Here is a 22,500-nt window from a genome sequence, read left to right as displayed (position 1 = left end):
AGGAATGTACATGATGGTAATATACAAACCATGGTAGACCTGAGCCGTGTGACGGGGTTCGACTGGGACGAAGGCAATGCCCGCAAGAATGAAAAGCATGGTGTTTCCACGGCTGAATCGGAGCAAGTGTTCTTCAATGCGCCCCTGCTGCTCTTGGAAGATGGGGCTCACAGCCGTCAGGAACTCCGCCTCCACGCCTTGGCCAGAACCGGTGAAGGACGCACATTGCACATCACGTTCACTTTGCGCCAGGCCAACTTGTTGATTCGCGTGATTTCAGCCAGGGACATGCACCGAAAGGAGCGAGCCATCTATGACCAAGCAGATTAAAGCGATCCCGAAGTTTGCTACTGAGGCGCAGGAGCGTGCGTACTGGGAAAAGCACGATTCCGCGGACTATCTTGACTGGTCGAAAGCCAAGAAGGTGACGCTGCCCAACTTGAAACCAACGACCAAGACAATTTCGCTGCGCTTGCCCCAGCACCTGCTGGACTCGATCAAGGTCGCGGCGAACGCCCGCGATGTGCCCTACCAGTCGCTGATCAAGGTCTGGCTGCAAGAAAAACTTCGCACTCACTGAGCAGACGGCCGGCTATTTTGGGCGTTAGCGCACTCGAACGGTCTGGGGCCTGATCAGCGGCGGACAAGCGGACGCCCGACCGAAGAGTTGTCAGGTGATGCTGACCCAGCCTGTTGGGGATGCGGCGGATTTCTTGGATCGGGTTGCGTCGCGATCAGCAGGCTTGTGCGGTATTCAACTGGACTGAGACCGCCGAGGGAGATCTTGATCTGCTTCTCGTTGTACCAGCGAATGTATGAGTCCAGAGCTTGGGTGAACTGGTCAATGCTTGTTGCCCGCCAGTCGCGACGATAGAACATCTCCGTTTTCAATTGACCGAAGAAGCCTTTGCAGGCTGCGTTGTCAGGCGAGCAGCCCTTGCGTGACATCGACCGAATCAGCTTGGCATCCGCGATGCGCGACTGCCATCCAGGCCAGCGGTAGTGGGCTCCGCGACCGGAGTGCACGACAGGGCCTTCGCTGTCGGCGGGGATCGTCTCGATGGCTGCGTCCACCATCGTGTTCACGAGCTCAGCGTCCGGTCGCGTGCCGATCGTCGCGCCGGTGCGCTGCCCCAGCGTGACGTAGAGCTCGACGGCCCGTACGCGATCGTCGTATGAATACATGAACTACTTTCAGATAGTCCAAGAAATCCGCTGCACCCCCGGTGGGTCAAAGTTCAACCGGCGCCGACAGCCGTGCTGTTTTCATGCATGCCCCAACCAACGTCTGAGTTTGCGCCGATGTGATCGGCGCCGATCCGAACAGCGAGCGATAGATGATGGGCGCGACCACGGTGTCCATCACGGTGTCGACTACGGGTACGGGTTCGCCACGCTCGACGCCGCGCTCGACGATGGTCCGAATTTGCGATGCGGTGAATGCGGCGCACTGGCAAGGGACCGGCAATCGGCCTTCAACCGAAACACCGTTGCGCGATGACAGCACGTCCAGCATCATGCCGACCCCGACCTCCGACGACATCTCGTCCCTGTATTGCTCTGCCCACGCAATCAGATCACCCGCGACGCTGCCGGTGTCGGCCGGTTCGCTGTCGGGGCGCATGCGCTGCACGGCGACATCGGCCAGAAGGTCGGACAACTCTCCCCAGCGTCGGTAGATCGTCGACGGCGTGACGCCGGCGCGCGCGGCGATCAGGGGCACCGTGAGCCCCGCCCGGCCGCCCAAGGCCATCAAGTCGCTCGCTGCCTGGTGCACTGCTGCTTGAACGCGGGCGCTGCGGCCGCCAGGGCGCGGGGTCGTGGTGTTCGTTATCGCCATCCCCCATGCTAACGCAAAGGTTTTGCGTTAGGCCTGCCGTGCGAGCACAATGCTCTAACGCAAAACCTTTGCGTTAACAAGTACAGGAGCTGCCATGTCTCGAGCCGCTGTCCCTTTCGTCACCGCAGCCAGCGGCGCAGGCCGTCTGAGCCGCACGGGCGCGCTGTGGCTGATCGCTTCGATCTTCGTCACGTACCTGGCAGCGTCTACCGTGCCATCGCCCCTCTATGCGCTGTACCGCGAGGCCTGGGGCTTCAGCGCGTTGACGCTGACCCTTGTGTTCTCGATCTACGCGTTCGCGCTGCTGGGCGGGCTGCTGTTCTTCGGTTCGATGTCCGACCACCGGGGGCGGCGTGAAGTCATCATTGGCGCGCTGGTGCTGGAGTTCGTGTCCCTGCTCGTCTTCCGGCATGCCGAGTCGGTGGGGTGGCTGCTGGCGGCGCGCGCAATACAGGGCTTGGCCACGGGCATTGCCACCAGCGCGTTGAGCGCCGGCATGCTGGACATCCACCGCGAGCGTGGATCGTTGCTGAACAGCGTGGCGCCGCTGTTCGGCATGGGCCTCGGCGCGCTGGGTGCGGGTGCGTTGGCCGAGTTTGCGCCTTCCCCCACGCGCCTGGTGTTCGACATCCTGCTGGTTCTCGTGGCGGTGCAGGCGCTGGCGTCGTTCTGGCTGCCCGAAACGGTGGCCCGGCAACCCGGCGCGCTGGCCTCGATGAAGCCGCACCTTGTAGTGCCGGCGCGCGCGTGGCCGGCGCTGTGGCAGGTGCTGCCCGTGAACACAGCGCTTTGGGCGCTCGGCGGTTTCCAGGCCTCGCTGGGTCCGTCACTGGCCCGCATCGTCACGGGGCTCCACTCGCCGCTACTCGGCGGCGCGGTGGTCGCGACGCTGGTGCTGAGCGGCGCGATCGCGGTGCTGGCCGTGCGCACGCGCCCGGCGCGAACTGTGCTGGCGGGCGGGGCGGTCGCGCTGGTCATCGGCGTGGGCGTGACGCTGACAGGCGTGCAGGTGCACTCGACCATCGCGTTCTTCGCTGGATCGGTCATCGCCGGCGTGGGGTTCGGATCGGGCTTCAACGCGACGATGCGCACTCTGGTGCCGTTGGCCAAGGCGCACGAACGCGCGGGACTCATGTCGACGTTTTTCGTGTTGAGCTATCTGGCGTTCAGCCTGCCCGCCATCGCGGCCGGCCTGCTGGCCGGCGTGATCGGACTGCAGGCCGCTTCGGTGGGCTACGGTTTGCTGTTGGTCGCACTGGGATGTCTGGCGCTGATAAGGATGGCACGGCGCGGAAGTGCCGTGTGAGCACCAGGCTCGGTGCCCAAACGATCTCGCGGACCGATTTCTTGTCGCGGTGGTGCATCTACATGACCTTGCCAATCATGGCCATGGTGATCACTCCTCGTACCCCACTGCTTGAAAAAACAGCGGGGTAGGCTGAACGCCCGGGTAAATCTGAATCGGAAAACGCATCAGGATCTCAGGATCGGGCTGGCCACATTGCCCACCAGGAATATGAGCAGCATGAAGGTGGTGCGCGGGACGGGAATCGAACCCGTACGCCCGTGAAGGCGGCGGGTTTTAAGCCCGCTACGTCTACCTATTCCGTCACCCACGCAGCACAGACACCATGATAGACGGTGCGTAAAGCGTGCGTAGCAAACCACCACAGCGCGACACAATCCAGCACGCAGCGACCACCAAGCTGCACCACAAAGGACCGGTTTCCCTTGTGGTGGACAATCATTGATCTGTGCTCGGATGTGTTTAGGCTTGACTTAAAATCCGCCGCTTCCTGAATAAGGAGCATGCCGGTTCGATTCCGGCTCCGGGCACCAACCAGACACAAGGGAGCACTTCATGCCTCGCTACAACGCTCCGTTCGAAATTCATGTGCACGGCGATGTACCGTTGCGCGCCGATGTGACCTTTGCGCAGATCCAGGAGGCGCTGACGCCGCTCTGGCAATACGCAGGTGCCAAGTCGCTCGCCGACGGCGCCACCAGCGTTTATGAAGAAGAGCCCGGCATCCGGTTCGAGCAAAAGGAGCATGTGCTCCAGATGTGCTGGACCGTGGCGGGCGATGAAGATTTTCGCCAAGCGCTCGACGAGATGGCCATGGCGCTCAACGAACTCTCCGACCGCGGCGCCGCCATCGAAATCACCTTCTACGACACCGAGTTCGACGAAGAAGAAGACGGCGACCCTGAAGACGAATCGCGCGACGACTTCATCATGCTGTTCGTCGGCCCCAATCCGGCCGCGATCATGCAGGTGCAGCGCGACCTGTTGGTCGAAGACGTGGTGAACCTGATGGAGCGCCACTTCGACGGTGCCGAATTGAGCGGCGTGGTCGCAGAAATAGACAAGCTCTTCGGCGAGCGCTTCGACGCGCTCGTCAATTCGCTGGAAATCGGCAAGCGCCCGCGTGGCACGGGTGGCAGCGGTGGTTCGGGCGGTGGCGGACACGGCGGTGGCCGCCGGCCGCGCCACCTTCACTGAGTCGTCCTTCCCAGCGCGTCAGTATCCCGCGCTGATTTCCGATGCGCGATATGCCGTGCCATCGAAGCGCAGCGTTTTCGAGCCGAACTTAGTCGGCCGTTCCTGCGTCGTGCATTCGTCTCCCTGGGCAACCGACCGCGTTCCCGACCGCGTTTGATGCAGCACGAGATCGGCATAACCATTGCTGATCGTCCGCGCGATCGACAGGCTGCCCTGCACCGTCTCGAAGTTGCCGTTGCAGTTGGTGTCCCATTCGCCGCGCTCGACCGTCGTCTCGAGCTTGTCCAGCACCTTCAGCAGCTTGGGGCCGTGCGGCAGGTAGAGGGTCAGCGTCTCGTTCGAGAACGGATTGGCGCGTGAGCTGCCCTGACGGACGATGCGCAAGCCGAACGCGCGCGTTTCCGGCGCGAGCGTGTAGCGCGCGGTGTCGACCTTGATGTCGGCGATGCGCACCGCGTCTTCGGAGAGCGCCGACTCTTCGAAGGTCCGGCTGACGACTTTGGCCCGCTCGGTATTGCCGTTGTCGGCCTGCTGCACGACCATGACATCGAGGTCGAAATCGGCCATGTCCGCTTCAGAGCCTGCCCGGACCAGTGGCAGCACGACGATAAAACGCCCCGGCACGCCGCGCCACGGCTGGCAGACGGCCCGCTCGTGGTCGAGCTGTCGCTTGGGATGCAGTTTCTCGTGCATCCGCTCTGCAAGGCCGCTGTCGCAGGATGCGTGGCCTGCGATGCCGTAGCCTGCCAGGACGGCGGCCACGAGCGGCAGTCGCAGGCGGCTGATCATGTGGAACCAATGCGTCATGCGGGTCAGGTACGTCGTGCAGGGCGGGCGCAGCGCGTCGAGCACCTCGATCAGGCCGCTGCCATAGCCGTGGCTGAAAACACGGCGGCCGGCGCCGCCGATCGAAGCAACCACCGGCTCGCTGCCGCGTCGAGTTGCGACGGGTCACCGCTGGTCAAGAGCAAGGTCGTGCGGGTTCTATCGCGTGTCGTATCGGTTGCGTCGGCCGTATCTTCTTGTCGGGTCGCGCTCACGGCAAGCTGCTGTGACGCAGCGAGCAACCGCCGTGTCTGCTGCGCCACGGGCGCACCCGTGTCGATGTAGTGCACCTCGGCGCCGGTGCTTGCTCGAAGCTGCTCCGCGACGAACGGATAGTGCGTGCAGCCGAGGACCAGCGTATCGACCTCGCCGGCCGCGATGCCGAACGTGCCCGCAGCCGCGGCGTACCTGGCGCACAGCGACGCGATGCCGGCGGCGTCGTTCGCCTCGATGGCCGCCGCGAGCCCGTCGCATGGCACCAGACTGAAGTCGGCCTGCGCGGCGAGCGATGCAAGCAAGGCGTTGAACTTGGCACTCGCCAGGGTGCCGCGCGTCGCGAGCACGGCGATGCGGCGCGTGCGGCTGATCGCCACCGCCGGCTTCAAGGCAGGCTCGACGCCCACGAGGGGCAGTGCAGCATGGTCGACCCGCAACACGTGGATCGCGGCGGCCGTGGCGGTGTTGCATGCGACCACCATCGCCTTGATGTCGTGCGCGTCGACCAGGTGGCGCGTTACCGCGCGAGTGCGTGCCGCCACGTAGTCGTCGCCGCGCTCGCCGTACGGCGCGTGGGCGGTGTCGGCGAAGTAGACGAAGCGCTCGTCGGGCAGCTCGGCCTGCAGCGCGTTGAGCACGCTGAAGCCACCGATGCCGCTGTCGAACACACCAACGGGTCGATCGCTCAAACCGCTTCCAGCACGATGGTCTTGAGCGCGCCGGACGCGATGCGCTTTTGCCATTCGGCCGGGCCGGTGATGTGAACGCTGGTGCCGCCCGCATCGACCGCCACCGTCACCGGCATGTCGACCACGTCGAACTCGTAGATCGCCTCCATGCCGAGGTCAGCGAAGCCGACGACCTTCGCCGTCTTGATCGCCTTGCTCACCAGATAGGCCGCGCCGCCGACCGCCATCAGGTAGGCGCTCTTGTGCTTCTTGATCGCCTCGATGGCGACCGGGCCGCGTTCGGCCTTGCCGATCATCGCGATCAGGCCGGTTTGCGCCAGCATCATTTCGGTGAAACCGTCCATCCGCGTGGCGGTGGTCGGGCCGGCCGGGCCGACGGCTTCACCCTTCATCGGATCGACCGGGCCGACGTAGTAGATGACGCGGTTGGTGAAGTCGACCGGCAGCTTCTCGCCCTTGGCCAGCATGTCGGCGATTCGCTTGTGCGCGGCATCGCGGCCCGTGAGCATCTTGCCGTTGAGCAGCAGCGTATCGCCCGGCTTCCAGCTCGCCACTTCGGCGGGCGTCAACGTGTCGAGGTCGACGCGTTTGCTCTTCTTGTAGTCGGGCGCCCAGTCGACATCGGGCCACAGGTCGAGCGAAGGCGGCGTGAGATACACCGCGCCGCTGCCGTCCATCACGAAATGGGCGTGCCGCGTGGCCGCGCAGTTGGGGATCATCGCGACGGGCTTGCTGGCAGCGTGTGTCGGGTACATTTTGATCTTGATGTCGAGCACCGTCGACAGGCCGCCCAGGCCCTGGGCCCCGATGCCGAGCGCGTTGACCTTTTCGTACAGCTCGATGCGCAGTGCCTCGACCTTGGTCAGCTCGGCGCCCGATCCCTTCTTGGCCTGCAGCTCGTGCATGTCCAGGTCGTCCATCAGGCTTTCCTTGGCCATCAGCGCGGCTTTCTCTGCGGTGCCGCCGATGCCGATGCCGAGCATGCCGGGCGGGCACCAGCCCGCGCCCATCGTCGGAACCGTCTTGAGCACCCAGTCGACCACGCTGTCGCCGGGGTTGAGCATCACCAGCTTGCTCTTGTTCTCGCTGCCGCCGCCCTTGGCCGCGACCGTCACTTCCAGCGTGTTGCCGGGAACGATCTCGGTAAATATCACCGCCGGTGTGTTGTCCTTGGTGTTCTTGCGATCGAACTCCGGGTCGGCCACGACCGATGCGCGCAACGTGTTGTCGGGATGGTTGTAGCCCTGCCGCACGCCTTCGTTGATGGCGTCGTCCAGACTGCCGGTGAAGCCGCCCCAGCGCACATCCATGCCGACTTTCAGGAACACGTTGACGATGCCGGTGTCCTGGCAGATCGGCCGGTGGCCGGTCGCGCTCATCTTGCTGTTGGTCAGGATCTGCGCGATCGCGTCCTTGGCGGCTGGGCTCTGTTCGCGGTCGTACGCTTTGGCCAGATGCGCGATGTAGTCGGTCGGGTGGTAGTAGCTGATGTACTGCAGCGCGGCGGCGACCGATTCGATCAGGTCGGCCTGCTGGATGGTGGTGGTCATCGTGCGGTCTTTTGTTGTGCGGTGGGGAGCCGAAATTATCCCCCACCGCCCCGCGATGTACCTGGCGTCAGGCCGGCGGGCGCTTCATCTGGCAGGACGTTGGCTGCGCGCTCACATACGAATCCCACACCACTTCGGAGCGGAAGCCGTAACCCGTGTTGTCGGCGTCGTGTTTCACGCCGGGGCTGCCCTGCTTGGCCCACACGCCGAGGTAGATGGGCGCGAGCATCTGGTGATCGACCTTGCGCATCTCGACTTCGCCGACCGGGCTCTCGTACTTCATACCTTCCAGGGCGAATGCGACCTTCTTCGGGTCGGTCGATTTGGCCTGCCGCATGGCAGCGCGCAGCATGTTCATGGTGTACCAGTGCGACGCGTAGATGAAGTCGTCTTCCGGCGATTTCTTCTTGTATGCCATGGCGATCTTTTCGAGCGCGGGCGTCGGTGCGTTGCTGCCCCAGTTCCACATCACGTTGACTTTCTCGACGCCCCACGAACCCATCTGCGCCGGGATGCCCGGATTGTTGGCGTTGAAGGTGTAGAAATTGATGTTGAGGTTGTAGTCCTTGGCGGCCTTGAAGAGGAGGCCGAGGTCAGTGCCCCAGTTGGAGGTGATGACCGTGTCGGCGCCCGACGCGGCGATCTTGGCGACGTAGGGCGCGAAGTCGCGCACCGTGGCGATCGGCACGTAGTCCTCGCCGACGATCTGGATGTCGGGCCGCTTTCTGGCGAGGTAGGCGCGCGAGGCCTTTGCGACCTGCTGGCCGTGCGTGTAGTTCTGGTTGAACAGGAACACCTTTTTCACGTCCGGCTTCTTCTGCAGATAGGTCGTCAGGCCTTCGATCTGCATCTCGCTTGAGGGATAGAAACGGAAGTGCCAGAAGCTGCACTTGTCGTTGGTCAACCCCGGGTCCATCGCCGAATAGTTGAGGTAGACCATCGCGTTGTTCGGGTCGCGATCGGCCTGCTTGTTGATCGCGTCGACCAGCGCAAACGCCACGCCCGAGCCACCGCCCTGGGTCGCGTAACGGATGCCCTGGTCGGAAGCAGCCTTCAGCGCCACGGTGCTTTCCTGCGGTGAACCCTTGCCGTCGAACGGCACGATTTCAAGTTTCGGGTCGGTCGGCGTGGCATTCGCGTTGAGTTGCGCGACGACTTCGCGCAGTTGGTTGAGCGAGCTCTGGCCTGTGAATGCGAAGGCGCCGGAAAGCACCTCGATGAAGGCGATCTTGACCGTCTCTGCGGCCGACGCTACGCCGCATGCGGCGAGCGCTGCAACGCACAGCAACGACCGGACCGGGCGGATGAAACCTAAGCGCTGCATGCGTGTCTCCAATGGGTTTTGTTATGGAGAAGGACAGTAGGGCGCGCGTCGCGGCGCTAACGTCTCCCACGCGACATTTCTGCGCAGGGACTATCCCTTAGATGCCTCTGACCGCGGGCGCTTTTGAAATCCCTGCCAGTGAGAACCTTTCTTGTTCGGCCCATACTGACGCTCCGTTTCATCACTGCGACTACAGCTTCTCCTCATGACCACACGCACCGAGCGCGACACTTTCGGCCCCATCGACGTTCCATCGGACAAGCTCTGGGGCGCCCAAACGCAGCGCTCTCTGCAGAACTTCGACATCTCGGGCGAGCGCCAGCCGCGTGAAATCATCACGGCGCTGGCGCAGGTCAAGCGGGCATCGGCGGTGGTCAACCACGCGCTCGGCCTGCAGGACGAAAAAAAGACTCAGGCCATCGTCGCCGCGGCCGATGAAGTCATCGCCGGGAAACACCCGGACGAGTTCCCGCTGGTGGTGTGGCAGACCGGCTCCGGCACGCAGACCAACATGAACGTGAACGAGGTGCTGGCAAACCGCGCGAGCGAGTTGCTCGGCGGCGAGCGCGGCGAAGGGCGGCTGGTGCATCCGAACGACGACGTCAACCGCAGCCAGTCGAGCAACGACGTGTTTCCGACCGCCATGCACGTGGCCGCGGTCGAGGCGCTCACCCACAAGCTGCTGCCCGCCATCGCCAAGCTGCGCGGCACGCTGGAGCAGAAGTCGACTGACTTCATCGACATCGTGAAGATCGGGCGCACCCATCTGCAAGACGCGACACCGCTGACGCTGGGCCAGGAATTTTCGGGCTACGCGGCGCAGCTGAAACACGGTGAAACGCATGTGCGCGCCGCGCTGCCGCACCTGTGCGAGCTGGCGCTCGGCGGCACGGCGGTCGGCACCGGGCTCAATGCGCCCAAGGGCTATGCCGAGCAGGTGGCGACCGAACTGGCGCGCCTCACGGGGCTGCCTTTCATTACCGCGCCGAACAAGTTCGAGTCGATGGCTTCGGTCGATGCGCTGGTGCATGCGCACGGCGCGCTCAAGACATTGGCCGCCAGCATGAACAAGATCGCCAACGACGTGCGCTGGCTCGCCAGTGGCCCGCGCAGCGGCATCGGCGAATTGAGTATTCCGGAGAACGAGCCGGGCTCGTCGATCATGCCGGGCAAGGTCAACCCGACGCAGAGTGAGGCGGTCACCATGCTGGCCGCGCAGGTGATGGGCAACGACGTCGCCATCAACATCGGCGGTGCGTCGGGCAACTTCGAGCTCAACGTGTTCCGCCCGATGGTGGCGCACAACTTCCTGCAGAGCGCGCGGCTGCTGGCCGATGGCATGGTGAGCTTCAACGACCATTGCGCCGTCGGCATCGAGCCGAACCGCGAGCGCATCGCCGAACTGGTGCAACGCTCGCTGATGCTGGTGACGGCGCTGAACACGCACATCGGCTATGACAAGGCGGCCTACATCGCCAAAAAGGCGCACAAGGAAGGCAGCAGCCTGCGCGAGGCGGCCGTGGCTTCAGGGCATCTCACAGGTGAGCAATTCGATGCCTGGGTCATTCCTGAAAACATGACCGGCCGCTGAGAGCTGTCAAGCCGGGGCGCCCGGCGGAGCGCCCGGAATTTGCGTTGAGTCAGTGCTCGCCCGGCGCGCGCGCCATCAGCTTGTCGGTGTACGCAATCGCCATGGCCGACATCAGGAAGGTGATGTGGATCACCGTCTGCGCGATCAGCACCCGGTCGGTGTAGTTGTCGGCGTTGATGAAGGTCTTGAGCAGATGAATCGAGCTGATGCCGATGATGGCGGTGGCCAGCTTCACCTTGAGCACAGAGGCGTTCACGTGGCTCAGCCACTCGGGCTGGTCCCGGTGGCCTTCGAGGTCCATCCGGCTCACGAAAGTTTCGTAGCCGCCCACGATCACCATGATGAGCAGGTTGCTGATCATGACCACGTCGATCAGCGCCAGCACCACCAGCATGATGACCGTCTCGTTGAGCGTGACGATCGGCGCCGCGGTCTTGTAGCCGATGCTGCTGATCAGTGCCTGCAGCGCCGTCTGGCTGCCGAACGCCGCCTCGACCAGATGCAACAGTTCGACCAGGAAGTGCACCACGTACACGCCCTGAGCGACGATCAGCCCGAGGTACAGCGGCAATTGCAGCCAGCGGCTCGCGAAGATCAACTTGGGCAGGGGGCGCAATGGCGAAACCTTGCCTTGTGTGGGAAATTGCGGGTCGGGAATGGACATCGGGCGTGAAGGGTGGAAAAGGCAATTTTAGGGGGCGGAAATGGGTTGCTACGCCGTCGCGTGTGGCTAATATGGACCCGTCAGTGGCCCGTAAGTGCGTCCGTCGACATTACCGGCCACAGGCGACCCCGTCATTACAAGCAGGTTCAGGAGACAACCATGAGCAGCGCATCCACGATTGAATCGGTTCTTGTCGAGAACCGTGTTTTTCCTCCGGACGAACGTGCGCAAAACGGCGCGCGCATCGCCAGCATGGCTGCGTACGACGCGCTGTGCAAGGAAGCCCAGACCGATCCCGAGGGCTTCTGGACGCGCCTCGCCAAAGAGAACCTGACCTGGACGACCCCCTTCACGCGCACGCTCGACGAGTCGAACGCGCCCTTCTATCAATGGTTCGGCGACGGCGAACTCAACGCCAGCGCCAACTGCCTCGACAAGCACATGGGCACGCCTGTCGAGAACAAGACGGCGGTCATCTTCGAAGCCGACGACGGGGCGGTCACCCATGTCACTTACAAGGAGTTGCTGGCACGCGTGAGCCAGTTTGCCAACGGGCTGAAGGCAGCAGGCATCCAGAAGGGCGACCGCGTCATCGTCTACATGCCGATGACGGTCGAGGGTGTCATCGCGATGCAGGCCTGCGCCCGCATCGGTGCAACGCACAGCGTCGTGTTCGGCGGCTTCTCGGCCAAGGCGCTGCAGGAACGCATCATCGATGCCGGTGCCGTGGCGGTGATCACCTCCAACTACCAGATGCGCGGCGGCAAGGAACTGCCGCTGAAGGCAATCGTCGACGACGGCATTGCGCTCGGCGGCTGCGAGTCGATCAAGAACGTGCTGGTGTACGAGCGCACGAAAACCGCCTGCAACATGATCGTGGGCCGCGACAAGACCTTCGAGCAGTTGATGCACGGCCAAAGCACCGACTGCCCGGCCACGCCGGTCAATGCCGAACACCCGCTCTTCATCCTCTACACCTCGGGCTCGACCGGCAAGCCCAAGGGCGTGCAACACGCGACTGGCGGCTATTTGCTGTGGGCCAAGCTCACGATGGACTGGACCTTCGATATCCGGCCTGAAGACGTCTTCTGGTGCACGGCCGACATCGGTTGGATCACCGGCCACACCTACGTCGCCTACGGTCCGCTGGCGGCCGGCGCCACGCAAGTGGTGTTTGAAGGCGTGCCGACGTTCCCGCACGCCGGTCGCTTCTGGCAAATGATCGAGAAGCACAAGGTCTCGATTTTCTACACCGCACCAACGGCTATCCGCTCGCTCATCAAGGCGGCCGAATCCGACGAAAAGGTGCATCCGAAGAACTGGGATCTGTCGAGCCTGCGCATCCTCGGTTCGGTCGGCGAGCCGATCAATCCGGAGGCTTGGATGTGGTACCACCGGAACATCGGCCACGAGAAATGTCCGATCGTCGACACTTTCTGGCAGACCGAAACGGGCGGCCACGTGATCACGCCGTTGCCTGGCGCGACGCCGCTGGTGCCGGGTTCGTGCACCTTGCCGCTGCCAGGAATCATGGCCGCCATCGTCGATGAAACCGGCAAGGATTTGCCCAACGGCGCCGGTGGCATGCTGGTCATCAAGCGGCCGTGGCCTTCGATGATCCGCACCATCTGGAACGACCCGGAGCGCTTCAAGAAGAGCTACTTCCCGGAAGAGATGGGAGGCACGATTTATCTGGCGGGCGACGGCGCCGTGCGCAGCACCGATCGCGGCTACTTTCGCATCACCGGGCGTATCGACGACGTACTCAACGTGTCGGGTCACCGACTCGGCACGATGGAAATCGAATCAGCGCTGGTCTCCAAGACCGACATCGTGGCCGAGGCTGCAGTGGTCGGCCGTCCGGACGATGTGACGGGCGAGGCGGTGTGCGCCTTCGTCGTCCTCAAGCGCGGTCGACCGACCGGCGACGAGGCCAAGCAGATCGCCAACGAACTGCGAGCGTGGGTGGCGAAAGAGATCGGACCGATCGCCAAGCCCAAGGACATTCGATTTGCCGACAACCTGCCCAAGACGCGCAGCGGCAAGATCATGCGGCGCCTGTTGCGCAGCATCGCCAAGGGCGAGGCCATTACGCAGGACACCTCGACGCTGGAAAATCCCGCGATCCTCGAGCAACTCGGTCAAGCATACTGACGGGTCGTTTATCGGGAGTGAATCATGGGTGTCAGAACCGGAGCGTTGGTATTGGTAGTGGTGTTGATCGCGGCATTGGCTGCGCTCAACTGGGGCGGGCTGTCGGCGCCGACGATCATGTCGATCGGCGTGATGCAGGTGACGGCGCCGCTCGGGCTCATCATGCTGGGGCTGACCGCCTTGCTCGGGCTGATGTTCCTGGTCTACGTGTTCTATCTGCAGAGCACGTTGATGCTCGACACGCGTCGCCACACCAAAGAGCTGCAAGCGCAGCGTGAATTGGCCGACAAGGCCGAGGCCTCGCGCTTTACGGAGTTGCGGGCCTTCATCGAGGCGCAGGAGCAGAAACAGGCGACACGTGCCGCCGATATGGAGCGCGCTGTGCTGGCCCGGGTAGATCAGTCGGACAACACGATGGCTGCACACATCGGGCAACTGGAAGACCGGCTGGACCGCCGCTCGGCGACCATCATCACGCCACCGCCGGGCGCCTGATTCGGCGCACCGTCAGCGCTGTCGGTTACTTGGCCGAAAGGACCCAGGCAGCCAGCTTCCGGGCGTCGGCATCGCTGACCTGCGTGTTCGCCGGCATTGGCACCGGCCCCCAAACACCGGAGCCGCCCCTCTTGATCTTGGTCGCCAGCATGTCGACCGCACCCTTGTCGTCCTTGTATTTGGCGGCCACGTCCTTGAAAGACGGTCCCAGTACCTTGCGCTCGACCGCGTGGCAGCTCATGCAGTTCTTCGATGTCGCCAACGCCAAATCAGCCGGATCGGCGATGGCGGTGCCCGTCACGAAGAGGCAGCAAACGACGGAGAACAGTGCTTTTTTCATGGATCGTGCTTCGAAGGGCAGGTTACATTCTGGTAACAGGCATTGTAGGCAGCCGGTGTTCCGGCGCCCAATGCTTGATCGATTCCCCCTGAAGGATGCGCCATGTTGTTTTTGCTGATCGGTGTGCTGGGCGCGGTGTTGAAGTACCTCGAGGTCGGCTTCATCGCTCAATGGAGCTGGTGGATCGTGCTGATTCCCTTCGCGCTCGCGGTGGCATGGTGGGCCTACGCCGATGCGTCGGGCTACACCAAGCGCCGCGTCGTCGAGAAAGAAAACCTGCGCAAGCAAAACCGCATCGACCGCCAGCGCAGCGCGCTGGGCATGTTGAACAGCCGGTCGGCGCAGAAGCGGCGCAAGTAAGCGCAGGGCGATCGAGCGACCGCCTGGCGTCGATCAGTACTTGTCCAGCACCGCACCCGAACTCGCGCTCGACGCATTGAACGCGAACTTGGCCTGCACGCCGCGCGTGTAGCGCGGCGCCGGCGCCTTCCACGCTTTGCGGCGCTTGTCGATCTCGGCTTCGGGCACGTTCAATTCGAGCACCAGCTTGTGCGCGTCGATGGTGATCGAGTCGCCTTCTTCGACGAACGCGATGGTGCCGCCGGCATAGGCTTCAGGAGCGACGTGGCCCACGACCATGCCCCAGGTGCCGCCGGAAAAGCGGCCGTCGGTGATCAGTCCGACAGTTTCACCCAGGCCGGCACCGATGAGCGCGCCGGTCGGGGCCAACATCTCCGGCATGCCCGGTCCGCCCTTGGGGCCGAGGTAGCGCAGCACCATCACGTCGCCAGCGACGATCTTGCCGGCAAGGATGGCAACCAAGGCCGACTGTTCGTCGTCGAACACGCGCGCCGGGCCGGTGATGACGGGGTTCTTCAGGCCGGTGATCTTGGCAACAGCGCCTTCAGGGGACAGGTTGCCCTTGAGGATGGCGAGGTGACCCTGGGCATACATCGGCTTGTCGATCGGGCGGATCACGTCCTGGTCGGCGCGCGGGACGTCAGGCACGTCTTTCAGCACTTCGGCAATGGTCTCGCCGGTGATGGTGATGCAGTCACCGTGCAACAGGCCGGCCTTCAGCAACACCTTCATCACTTGTGGAATGCCACCGGCCTTGTGCAGGTCGACCGCCAGGTATTTGCCGCTCGGCTTCAGGTCGCACAGCACCGGCACTTTCTTGCGCATGCGCTCGAAGTCGTCGATGGTCCATTCGACGTCGGCCGTGTGCGCGATCGCCAGGAAGTGCAGCACCGCGTTGGTCGAGCCACCGGTCGCCATGATCACAGCCACTGCGTTCTCGATCGCCTTCTTGGTCACGATGTCGCGCGGCTTCAGGTCTTTCTTGATCGCCTCGATCAGCACCTTGGCCGACTCCTTGGCCGAGTTCTGCTTTTCGTCGTGCGGATTGGCCATGGTCGACGAGTAGGGCAGCGACATGCCGAGTGCTTCGAACGCGCTCGACATCGTGTTCGCGGTGTACATGCCGCCGCACGAGCCGGGACCGGGAATGGCGCGCATCTCGATCTCGCGCAGGTCTTCGTCGCTCATGTTGCCGGCGGCGTTCTGGCCGACCGCTTCGAACACGCTGACGATGTTCAGGTCTTGCCCCTTGTAGCGGCCCGGCAGGATGGTGCCGCCGTAGACGTAGATCGCCGGCACGTTGGCGCGCAGCATGCCCATCATGCCGCCCGGCATGTTCTTGTCGCAGCCGCCGACCACCAGCACGCCGTCCATCCACTGACCACCAACGCAGGTCTCGATGCAGTCGCTGATGACTTCACGGCTAACCAGCGAGTACTTCATGCCTTCGGTGCCCATCGCCATGCCGTCGCTGATGGTCGGCGTGCCGAACACCTGCGCATTGCCGCCGGCTTCCTCGATCCCTTCGATGGCCGCGTCGGCCAGTTTCTGCAGGCCCGAGTTGCACGGTGTGATGGTGCTGTGGCCGTTGGCCACGCCGACCATCGGCTTCTTGAAGTCGGCCTCCTCGTAGCCCATGGCATAGAACATCGAACGGTTGGGCGCGCGCGCTTTGCCTTCGACGATGTTGGCGCTGCGGCGGTTGATCTGGAGGGGTTCGTTGGCCATGGTGTCTCTCGTTGAGTGATCTTGTGGGACGCCCAGTATCGGCCGAACGATTGATTGCTTCCAATCCTATTTTTGGAGGCATTGATATGCTGCGCGTATGAAAGAAGCCATGGTGGATCTGCGTGCCTGGCGGCAGTTCGTCGCTGTCGCAGAAGAACTGCACTTTGGTCGCGCGGCAGTGCGACTGCACATGACGCAGCCGCCGGTGACGCAGGCGATCGCGCAGCTCGAGAAGACCCTCGGCGTGATGCTGTTCGACCGAACGCGACGCCGCGTTGCGCTGACCCCGGCGGGCGAAACGTTGTTGCCGGACGTGCGCGAACTGTTGGCCCGAGCGCAGGCGCTCCCCGCCCGTGCTCGGGCTGCTGCCGCAGGTGAAGTGGGCCGTGTGCGGCTCGCGTTCGTTTCGACCATCGGCTTCGAGACACTGCCGGCCTGGGTGCGTGAATTTCGTGCGCTATGCCCGGAGGTCGCGCTCGAACTCGTCGAGGCGACCGGCGATGCGCAGCTCGAAGCCTTTGCGCGCGGCGACATCGACGCCGGCCTCATGCTGCATTCGCCAGGCTTCGCACCGCCGGGGCTGGAGCGCCTGCCGGTGTCCGAAGAGCCGCTGGTGCTCGCGTTGCCGGCACGGCACCCGCTGGCCCGCGTAAATCGACCAGCGCTGAGCGACGTGCTGGCGCAACCGCTCGTGATCTTTCCGCGGCGCATCCTGCCTTCCCTGCACGATGCCATCGTCGGTCTGTATCACGCGGCCGGTCTTGCACCTGCCATCGCGCAAGAGGCGATCCAGATGCAGACCATCGTGAACCTCGTGTGGGGCGCCATCGGCGTGGCGTGGGTGCCGCAGAGCGTGACGCAATTCCGTCGTGCCGGCGTGGTTTATAGGAAAGCAGAGGAACTGGCATCCGCAACGCGGCGCAAGTCGTCACCTGTGTTGCCGGGCTGCGAGACGAGCCTGGTGTGGCCTGCGCAAAATACCAACGCGGCGCTGGCGCGCTTCGTGGCGTTCGTGCGGCAGCGGGGCGGCGGCTGAGTTCGACCGCAGCGATACGCCCGACGCCGACTCGAACATGGCGGCAGGGCGCGGCACAATGTCCGCATGCTCATGTATCCGCAGATCAACCCCGTTGCCCTCCAGCTCGGACCGATCGCCATCCACTGGTATGGCCTGACCTATCTGGCCGCATTCGCGCTCTTCTTTTTTCTGGCGACGCGGCGCCTGCGTCACGAGCCATACCGATCGCTCGATAGCGCAGCGGCATGGGCGCGCAAAGACATCGAGGACATGCTGTTTCTCGGTGTGATGGGTGTCATCGTCGGCGGCCGGCTGGGTTATTGCCTCTTCTACAAACCCGGCTACTACCTGACGCATCCGCTCGAAATCTTCTTCGTTTGGCAGGGTGGGATGAGCTTTCACGGCGGCATGCTCGGCGTCATCGCTTCCATGATCTGGTATTCCCATTCGCGGGCACGTCCGTTCTGGCAGGTGATGGATTTCATCGCGCCGTGCGTGCCGTTGGGGCTGGCGGCGGGGCGCGTCGGCAACTTCATCAACGGCGAGCTGTGGGGCCGCTTCAGCAGCCCCGATCTGCCGTGGGGCATGGTGTTTCCGCAGAGCGGCTCGATGCTCCCGCGGCATCCGTCGCAGGTGTATCAGTTCCTGCTCGAAGGCATTCTGCTGTTCGTGCTGCTGTGGCTCTATGCGCGCAAGGAACGCAAGCAAGGCCAGGTGGCGGCGATGTTCCTGATCGGCTACGGCATCTTCCGTTTCATCGCCGAGTTCTTTCGCGAGCCGGACGACTTTCTCGGCCTGCGGGCGCTCAACCTGAGCCAGGGCCAATGGCTCTGCGTGCCGATGGTGCTCTTCGGCATCGGCCTCTGGTTGTGGGCCGCGCGGCGCCCGGTGCCGGCACGGGTCACGACGTCATAGGAGAGGGACGTGGACATGGCGCAGTTTCCGAACCTGGTCGGGCCGCAATACGGCGCTTTCGTCAGCAGCGAAATCAAGCGCTGGGCTGGCGTCGTGAAAGCCTCGGGGGCCAAGCTCGAATGACGGTTGCGGTGAGCGCCTCGGTCTCTCTACAGCGCGAGGGCCGCGTCGCATGGGTCACGCTCACGAACGCATCCAGGCTGAATGCGATGACGCGTGCCATGTGGCGCGAACTGCGGGACGTGTTCGCCGTTGTCGGCATCGACGAAGGCTTGCGGTGCATCGTCGTGCGCGGTGCCGGCAGCGCCTTTTGCGCGGGTGGCGACATCTCGGAGTACCCGTCGTTTCGATTCGACACCGAGCGGCTCCGCGCTTTCCACGAGGACGAGGTGTGGACCGCGCTGCAGGCGATGCTCGACTGCCGCGTGCCATTGGTCGCGCAGATCGAAGGCGCTTGTATGGGCGCCGGCCTGGAGATCGCGAGCTGCTGCGACATCCGCATCGCAGGCGTCTCCGCGAAGTTCGGCGCACCGATCGCCAAGCTGGGCTTCCCGATGGCGCCGCGCGAAGCCGCGTTGGTACACGGTTCGATGGGTGACGTGCTCGCGCGCGACATGCTGCTGGCGGCCGGCGTGCACAGCGCCGCACGCTTGTACGACGCCGGCTTTTTGCTGCATGTACTGCCCGACGCGGAGGTGCCCGTCGCCGCGCGCGACCATGCGCTGCGAATCGCGGCGCTGGCACCACAGGCCGCGCGATTCAACAAGCGCACTTTCGCTGCCTTGAACGAGTCGGTATCGAGCGAGGTTCAGGGCCTGCTGCGGGGCGCGTACGACTACGCTGATTCTCCCGAGCACCGCGAAGGCATTGCCGCCTTTCTCGCCAAACGCGCTCCCGATTTTTGACGCGGCTTGTTCTGGTCGTGGCGGGATCTCGAACGCGCCAGCGCCATGATCGCCAACCTGCTCGATGCGCTCGATCTGGAGCCCGGCGCGCGTACCGCAGTGCAGGTCGAAAAATCGGTCGAGGCGTCGTCGCCGAACTGCCGCGAAACGCCATGGGCAAGGTTCAGAAGGCGCTGCTGCGGGAGCAGCACAAGGCGTTGTTCTCGCGCTGACCTCGAGAACAGACCCGCACCCAAAAAAACGGCCCCGGGATCCTAAGGATCTCGGGGCCGTTGCTTCGAATAGGTGTCTGCGAATGGAGCCGAACCCGCATCCTGAACCAGGGTTCAGGTGGGCGAGGGCAGCAGGGCTTCGGGTTCATCTAACGCGAGATGATCACGCCTACCTAGCGATGTACCAAGCCCGGCTCCGGAGAGCATTGGAACAAGGAAATATTAAGTTCGACAACACCGCAGACGAGGAAGAGTCTACGCCAGCTCCACGCTCGCTGTGTAGGCCATCAGAGCAAATGTCCATCGCCCGCGAGGGCATTGTCGAGGCGCTGCAAAAGTTGCGGCAGGCGTGGGTCGTCCAGCTCGGCGTGATTCGCTGTATCTGAGGGCGTGGCCATCGGCAAGAGCGGTGCGACCGGGCTCGCGGCTGCGGCGACGGGGGCGACCGCGACCTCGGCAGCAGATGCGGATGCGGCCTGCGCCTGAATCAAATCGAATGCGATATTCAGCGAGGCCAGCACGGCGATGCGGTCGCGCGCCTTCACCTTGCCGGCATCGCGAATCTTGCACATGGCAGCGTCGACGTGGTCGACCGCGCTGCGCAATTGCGACTCGCCGTCTGCGGGGCAGCCGAGCAAGTAGCTCTGGCCCATGATCTGTACTTCTATCTGCTTCATGCGGCGGAATCTTCAGGAGAGGGTGGGTCGGCCGGCAGCCGATCTAGCAGCGCGTCGATACGCGTTCGGGCAGCCGCGAGCCGCGATTTGAGCGCGTCGCGCTCCCGCGTCAGCGCATCGACCTGTTCCTGCAACAGCGCATTGGTGCGTTGCACCTCTTCGTGGCGAACCAGGAGGCGCTCGACTCGGTCGGCGATCTGGTCAATGGGACTGGCGGCGGACATGGGTCTGGATTGTAGGTTCCCGCGATTGCAAGTTCTTTCAATTTAGAATCCGGCCCGTTGGTGCTCGCGCCGTGGTTCACGCGGCGCAGTTCAACGGGAAGCAGGAGTCGCGGTCTTCACCACAACGAAGACCGAAGCCACCTGCGCTGCCCCCGCAACGGTCAAACAGACGATGCCGGCGTTCACGCGCCGACATCACTTTCCCCAGCAGCCACTGGGCGCCCTGAAACAGGCGCCTGGGAAGGCGGGTCGAGCACTCTGTCAGCCCGGATACCGGCCAACGAAGCGGCAAGCCGCGCGCGTCAACGTTGGGTGGTGCGCGCAGCCGGCCATTACGCTCAACCACCGGCGGGGAAGCCGGTGACGGGCATTGCTATCCGGTCCTCTCAAATGAAAACCAGTGTTCTCCTGCTTGCCGCCTTGCTGCAAGTGCCACTCCTTGCGCTCGCACAAAGCCCGCCATCGCTCAGCGAAACGGTGGTCACCGCGACCCGCGTACCGCAGCCCCTGTCTAAATTGGTCGCTGATGTGTCGATCGTCGACCGCGAAACGATCGAGCGCAGCGGCGCCGTCGGCGTTGCCGACGTGTTGGCACGTTTGCCCGGCGTCGAGATCACGCGCAACGGTGGTGTCGGCAACGCAACCAGCGTGTTCCTTCGCGGCGCCGACACGCGTTTCACGGCTGTGTATGTCGATGGCGTGCGTGTCGATTCGCAGTCGACCGGCGGTGCCACGTGGGAAAGCATTCCACTGGCGCAGATCGACCGCATTGAAGTGCTGCGAGGCCCGGCCGCTGCGGTCTACGGCTCGGACGCCATTGGCGGCGTGATCCAGCTCTTCACGCGGCGCGGCGAAGGGGTTGCCAGTCCGTATGTCGGCTTCGGTTTCGGCAGCAAGGGCTTGCGTACATCGCAGGCCGGCGTCAGTGGTTCGGCCGGCGCTTTCGACTATTCGATCGGCGCGGCGTACCAGGAAAACGCTGGGTTCGACGTACGCACGCGATCGGTCGCCAGCCATGATCCGGACAAGGACTACTACCATGCGAGCTCGGCTAACGTGCGACTCGGCTACCAGATCAACGCGCAGCAGCGGATCGACGCCACGGTGCTCGAAAGCGAAACCAATTCGGGCTACGACAACTATGGCTACGACCCGAAGCAGCCGGTGAACGACCGCAACCTCTACCATTTGCGCACCGCCGGCCTGAGTTGGTCGGCGCAGTGGACAGAGGCCTACAGCACCAAGCTTTCGGTGACCGACTCAAACTCGCGATACGAAACGACGCCGTCGGCTTACATCACGCAAACGCAGCTGCGCAACTACCTGTTCCAAAACGAGTACCGCCTCGGCGCCAGCCTGTTCACCGCGGCGCTGGAGCGTCGTGAAGACAAGCTCTTCAACCCGGCACTGGACAGCTTCAGCACCACCATCTTCAGGAAGCGCTCACAAGACGCGCTGGCGCTCGGCTACGGTTTCAATCAGGGCGCTCATTCGCTGCAACTTAACGTGCGTCATGACAACGACAGCGAGTTCGGTGGCAAGACCACCGGCAGCGCAGCCTACGGCTATTCGTTTGCGCAGAACTGGCGTGCGACCGCTTCCGCTGGCACGGCATTCCGCGCACCCACCCTGTACCAGCGCTTCAGCGAATACGGCAACGCGGGCCTGCAGCCCGAGACTTCGCTCAACGCCGAGATCGGATTGCGATACGCCGATGCCGCGACAACAGGCAGCATCGTGGCCTACCGCAATCGCGTGCGAAATCTCATCACTTTCGACAATGACTCGACCGCGTGCAGCTCCGGCTTCGGTTGCTACGCGAACACCGCCCGCGCCGTGCTGCGGGGCGTTACCCTTGCAGGCAGCCATCACATCGGCGACGTGACGCTGCGCGGTTCGCTCGACTTCCAGGACCCGAAGGACGCCGAGACAGACAAGCTGCTGGCCCTGCGCTCGCGTCGGCATGCCACGCTGGGTGCTGACTGGCGTGTTGCCGGATGGACCTTGGGTGCCGAAGTTCAGGCCTCGGGCTTTCGCTATGCGGATGCGGCCAACAAAAAGACGCTCGGTGGTTACACGCTGTTCAATCTCAGTGCGAGCACCGAGATTGTTCGCGACGTGACGCTTTTGGCGCGCGTCGACAACTTGGGTGACAAAAACTACCAGCTGGTCGATGGCTACGCAACTCCGGGCCGTGCTGTCTATGTGGGTGTCAAGTGGCAGCCACACTGAACGCCATGACGACGGTCTGCGCAATGGCTTGCCGCTGA

At 63.8% G+C, this 22,500-nt stretch carries 22 protein-coding genes, 2 tRNA genes, 2 pseudogenes and 1 riboswitch; of the genes and pseudogenes, 14 read left to right on the top strand and 12 right to left on the bottom strand.

The features are described from left to right. Positions 1-30: 30 nt before the first annotated feature. Positions 31-330, top strand: coding sequence for a BrnT family toxin (locus H7F36_RS19175; RefSeq protein ID WP_187052276.1), 300 nt, complete (start codon positions 31-33; stop codon positions 328-330). Beyond that, positions 314-580 carry a BrnA antitoxin family protein gene (locus H7F36_RS19170; protein ID WP_187052275.1) on the top strand — a complete coding sequence of 89 codons (267 nt, stop codon included), beginning with the start codon at positions 314-316 and terminating at the stop codon, positions 578-580. Before H7F36_RS19175 ends, H7F36_RS19170 begins: the two co-directional genes overlap by 17 nt. Positions 581-729: 149 nt before the next feature. On the opposite strand, the pseudogene H7F36_RS19165 reads toward H7F36_RS19170, so the two are convergent. Both H7F36_RS19165 and H7F36_RS19160 read right to left on the bottom strand, forming a co-directional pair. After that, positions 730-1,116 (bottom strand): annotated as a pseudogene (locus H7F36_RS19165) (transposase); the annotation flags it as partial. 115 nt (positions 1,117-1,231) lie between these two features. Continuing rightward, on the bottom strand, positions 1,232-1,840 hold the full coding sequence (locus H7F36_RS19160; RefSeq protein WP_187052274.1) for a TetR/AcrR family transcriptional regulator: 609 nt from the start codon (positions 1,838-1,840) through the stop codon (positions 1,232-1,234). A 94-nt stretch (positions 1,841-1,934) separates the two neighbouring features. On the opposite strand from H7F36_RS19160, the gene H7F36_RS19155 reads away from it, so the two are divergent. Beyond that, a complete protein-coding gene (locus H7F36_RS19155) occupies positions 1,935-3,146 on the top strand; it encodes an MFS transporter (protein WP_187052273.1) in 1,212 nt (403 codons plus the stop codon). A gap of 226 nt (positions 3,147-3,372) precedes the next feature. On the opposite strand, the gene H7F36_RS19150 is transcribed toward H7F36_RS19155, so the two are convergent. Then, positions 3,373-3,459, bottom strand: a tRNA-Leu gene (locus tag H7F36_RS19150). Between the two features lie 137 nt (positions 3,460-3,596). On the opposite strand from H7F36_RS19150, the gene H7F36_RS19145 reads away from it, so the two are divergent. Then, positions 3,597-3,679 (top strand) — tRNA-OTHER (locus tag H7F36_RS19145). A gap of 22 nt (positions 3,680-3,701) precedes the next feature. Beyond that, the gene (locus tag H7F36_RS19140; RefSeq protein WP_187052272.1) at positions 3,702-4,343 is read left to right on the top strand and encodes a DUF6806 family protein; all 642 of its coding nucleotides are present in this window, start codon (positions 3,702-3,704) and stop codon (positions 4,341-4,343) included. Between the two features lie 18 nt (positions 4,344-4,361). Here H7F36_RS19140 and H7F36_RS19135 read toward each other — a convergent pair whose 3' ends face one another. From H7F36_RS19135 to H7F36_RS19120, 4 genes are all read right to left on the bottom strand, one after another. Continuing rightward, positions 4,362-5,195: a hypothetical protein gene (locus tag H7F36_RS19135; protein WP_187052271.1), complete on the bottom strand. Its 834-nt coding sequence runs from the start codon at positions 5,193-5,195 to the stop codon at positions 4,362-4,364. A gap of 5 nt (positions 5,196-5,200) precedes the next feature. Then, positions 5,201-6,073 (bottom strand): glutamate racemase, encoded by an 873-nt coding sequence (gene murI / locus H7F36_RS19130; protein WP_410003046.1) that lies wholly within the window; start codon positions 6,071-6,073, stop codon positions 5,201-5,203. Next, positions 6,070-7,623 carry a fumarate hydratase gene (locus tag H7F36_RS19125; RefSeq protein ID WP_187052269.1) on the bottom strand — a complete coding sequence of 518 codons (1,554 nt, stop codon included), beginning with the start codon at positions 7,621-7,623 and terminating at the stop codon, positions 6,070-6,072. The genes murI and H7F36_RS19125 overlap by 4 nt, the downstream gene beginning before the upstream one ends. 67 nt (positions 7,624-7,690) lie before the next feature. Continuing rightward, positions 7,691-8,947 (bottom strand): branched-chain amino acid ABC transporter substrate-binding protein, encoded by a 1,257-nt coding sequence (locus tag H7F36_RS19120; protein ID WP_187052268.1) that lies wholly within the window; start codon positions 8,945-8,947, stop codon positions 7,691-7,693. A gap of 205 nt (positions 8,948-9,152) precedes the next feature. Here H7F36_RS19120 and fumC point away from each other — a divergent pair, with 205 nt between their 5' ends. After that, positions 9,153-10,538, top strand: a complete 1,386-nt coding sequence (gene fumC, locus H7F36_RS19115; protein ID WP_187052267.1) for a class II fumarate hydratase — start codon at positions 9,153-9,155, stop codon at positions 10,536-10,538. Between the two features lie 49 nt (positions 10,539-10,587). Here fumC and H7F36_RS19110 read toward each other — a convergent pair whose 3' ends face one another. After that, complete coding sequence (locus tag H7F36_RS19110; RefSeq protein WP_187052266.1) at positions 10,588-11,202, bottom strand: YqhA family protein; 615 nt, start codon at positions 11,200-11,202, stop codon at positions 10,588-10,590. Between the two features lie 159 nt (positions 11,203-11,361). Here H7F36_RS19110 and acs point away from each other — a divergent pair, with 159 nt between their 5' ends. Both acs and H7F36_RS19100 read left to right on the top strand, forming a co-directional pair. After that, complete coding sequence (gene acs / locus H7F36_RS19105; RefSeq protein WP_187052265.1) at positions 11,362-13,356, top strand: acetate--CoA ligase; 1,995 nt, start codon at positions 11,362-11,364, stop codon at positions 13,354-13,356. 24 nt (positions 13,357-13,380) lie between these two features. After that, positions 13,381-13,851 carry a LapA family protein gene (locus tag H7F36_RS19100; protein ID WP_187052264.1) on the top strand — a complete coding sequence of 157 codons (471 nt, stop codon included), beginning with the start codon at positions 13,381-13,383 and terminating at the stop codon, positions 13,849-13,851. Between the two features lie 25 nt (positions 13,852-13,876). Here H7F36_RS19100 and H7F36_RS19095 read toward each other — a convergent pair whose 3' ends face one another. Next, positions 13,877-14,191 carry a c-type cytochrome gene (locus H7F36_RS19095; protein WP_187052263.1) on the bottom strand — a complete coding sequence of 105 codons (315 nt, stop codon included), beginning with the start codon at positions 14,189-14,191 and terminating at the stop codon, positions 13,877-13,879. A gap of 102 nt (positions 14,192-14,293) precedes the next feature. On the opposite strand from H7F36_RS19095, the gene H7F36_RS19090 reads away from it, so the two are divergent. After that, a complete protein-coding gene (locus tag H7F36_RS19090; RefSeq protein WP_187052262.1) occupies positions 14,294-14,551 on the top strand; it encodes a TIGR04438 family Trp-rich protein in 258 nt (85 codons plus the stop codon). Between the two features lie 33 nt (positions 14,552-14,584). Here the strand turns inward: H7F36_RS19090 and ilvD are convergent, their stop codons facing one another. Next, the gene (ilvD, locus tag H7F36_RS19085) at positions 14,585-16,279 is read right to left on the bottom strand and encodes a dihydroxy-acid dehydratase (RefSeq protein ID WP_187052261.1); all 1,695 of its coding nucleotides are present in this window, start codon (positions 16,277-16,279) and stop codon (positions 14,585-14,587) included. A gap of 97 nt (positions 16,280-16,376) precedes the next feature. On the opposite strand from ilvD, the gene H7F36_RS19080 reads away from it, so the two are divergent. The 4 genes and pseudogenes from H7F36_RS19080 (at position 16,377) to H7F36_RS19070 (ending at position 19,117) form a co-directional block, all read left to right on the top strand. Further along, positions 16,377-17,315, top strand: a complete 939-nt coding sequence (locus H7F36_RS19080; protein ID WP_187052260.1) for a LysR family transcriptional regulator — start codon at positions 16,377-16,379, stop codon at positions 17,313-17,315. A gap of 66 nt (positions 17,316-17,381) precedes the next feature. Continuing rightward, complete coding sequence (gene lgt, locus H7F36_RS19075; RefSeq protein ID WP_187052259.1) at positions 17,382-18,212, top strand: prolipoprotein diacylglyceryl transferase; 831 nt, start codon at positions 17,382-17,384, stop codon at positions 18,210-18,212. Positions 18,213-18,230: 18 nt separating this feature from the next. Then, positions 18,231-18,335: pseudogene (locus tag H7F36_RS22330) on the top strand (tripartite tricarboxylate transporter substrate binding protein); the annotation flags it as partial. Between the two features lie 8 nt (positions 18,336-18,343). Then, entirely contained in the window at positions 18,344-19,117 is a 774-nt protein-coding gene (locus H7F36_RS19070) for an enoyl-CoA hydratase/isomerase family protein (protein WP_410003045.1), read from the top strand. A 499-nt stretch (positions 19,118-19,616) separates the two neighbouring features. On the opposite strand, the gene H7F36_RS19065 is transcribed toward H7F36_RS19070, so the two are convergent. After that, the gene (locus H7F36_RS19065) at positions 19,617-20,006 is read right to left on the bottom strand and encodes a cell division protein ZapA (protein WP_187052257.1); all 390 of its coding nucleotides are present in this window, start codon (positions 20,004-20,006) and stop codon (positions 19,617-19,619) included. Then, positions 20,003-20,230 (bottom strand): cell division protein ZapB, encoded by a 228-nt coding sequence (locus H7F36_RS19060; RefSeq protein ID WP_187052256.1) that lies wholly within the window; start codon positions 20,228-20,230, stop codon positions 20,003-20,005. Before H7F36_RS19060 ends, H7F36_RS19065 begins: the two co-directional genes overlap by 4 nt. Before the next feature lie 41 nt (positions 20,231-20,271). Next, a riboswitch (cobalamin riboswitch) is annotated at positions 20,272-20,527 on the top strand. 93 nt (positions 20,528-20,620) lie between these two features. Here H7F36_RS19060 and H7F36_RS19055 point away from each other — a divergent pair. Continuing rightward, the gene (locus H7F36_RS19055) at positions 20,621-22,462 is read left to right on the top strand and encodes a TonB-dependent receptor domain-containing protein (protein WP_187052255.1); all 1,842 of its coding nucleotides are present in this window, start codon (positions 20,621-20,623) and stop codon (positions 22,460-22,462) included. The last annotated feature ends 38 nt before the right edge of the window (positions 22,463-22,500 follow it).

Origin of the sequence: Variovorax sp. PAMC28562 (genome assembly GCF_014303735.1) — a bacterium.
GTDB lineage: Bacteria > Pseudomonadota > Gammaproteobacteria > Burkholderiales > Burkholderiaceae_C > Variovorax.
Note: the sequence above shows the minus strand (reverse complement) of the source record. Positions and strands in the feature narration are given on the sequence as shown.

Bases quoted from the DNA above. Each gene is read 5' to 3' on its own strand.
- H7F36_RS19175 (WP_187052276.1), top strand. From the start codon at position 31: ATGGTAGACCTGAGCCGTGTGACGGGGTTCGACTGGGACGAAGGCAAT.
- H7F36_RS19170 (WP_187052275.1), top strand. From the start codon at position 314: ATGACCAAGCAGATTAAAGCGATCCCGAAGTTTGCTACTGAGGCGCAG.
- H7F36_RS19160 (WP_187052274.1), bottom strand. From the start codon at position 1,840: ATGGCGATAACGAACACCACGACCCCGCGCCCTGGCGGCCGCAGCGCC.
- H7F36_RS19155 (WP_187052273.1), top strand. From the start codon at position 1,935: ATGTCTCGAGCCGCTGTCCCTTTCGTCACCGCAGCCAGCGGCGCAGGC.
- H7F36_RS19140 (WP_187052272.1), top strand. From the start codon at position 3,702: ATGCCTCGCTACAACGCTCCGTTCGAAATTCATGTGCACGGCGATGTA.
- H7F36_RS19125 (WP_187052269.1), bottom strand. From the start codon at position 7,623: ATGACCACCACCATCCAGCAGGCCGACCTGATCGAATCGGTCGCCGCC.
- H7F36_RS19120 (WP_187052268.1), bottom strand. From the start codon at position 8,947: ATGCAGCGCTTAGGTTTCATCCGCCCGGTCCGGTCGTTGCTGTGCGTT.
- fumC (WP_187052267.1), top strand. From the start codon at position 9,153: ATGACCACACGCACCGAGCGCGACACTTTCGGCCCCATCGACGTTCCA.
- H7F36_RS19110 (WP_187052266.1), bottom strand. From the start codon at position 11,202: ATGTCCATTCCCGACCCGCAATTTCCCACACAAGGCAAGGTTTCGCCA.
- acs (WP_187052265.1), top strand. From the start codon at position 11,362: ATGAGCAGCGCATCCACGATTGAATCGGTTCTTGTCGAGAACCGTGTT.
- H7F36_RS19100 (WP_187052264.1), top strand. From the start codon at position 13,381: ATGGGTGTCAGAACCGGAGCGTTGGTATTGGTAGTGGTGTTGATCGCG.
- H7F36_RS19095 (WP_187052263.1), bottom strand. From the start codon at position 14,191: ATGAAAAAAGCACTGTTCTCCGTCGTTTGCTGCCTCTTCGTGACGGGC.
- H7F36_RS19090 (WP_187052262.1), top strand. From the start codon at position 14,294: ATGTTGTTTTTGCTGATCGGTGTGCTGGGCGCGGTGTTGAAGTACCTC.
- ilvD (WP_187052261.1), bottom strand. From the start codon at position 16,279: ATGGCCAACGAACCCCTCCAGATCAACCGCCGCAGCGCCAACATCGTC.
- H7F36_RS19080 (WP_187052260.1), top strand. From the start codon at position 16,377: ATGAAAGAAGCCATGGTGGATCTGCGTGCCTGGCGGCAGTTCGTCGCT.
- lgt (WP_187052259.1), top strand. From the start codon at position 17,382: ATGCTCATGTATCCGCAGATCAACCCCGTTGCCCTCCAGCTCGGACCG.
- H7F36_RS19065 (WP_187052257.1), bottom strand. From the start codon at position 20,006: ATGAAGCAGATAGAAGTACAGATCATGGGCCAGAGCTACTTGCTCGGC.
- H7F36_RS19060 (WP_187052256.1), bottom strand. From the start codon at position 20,230: ATGTCCGCCGCCAGTCCCATTGACCAGATCGCCGACCGAGTCGAGCGC.
- H7F36_RS19055 (WP_187052255.1), top strand. From the start codon at position 20,621: ATGAAAACCAGTGTTCTCCTGCTTGCCGCCTTGCTGCAAGTGCCACTC.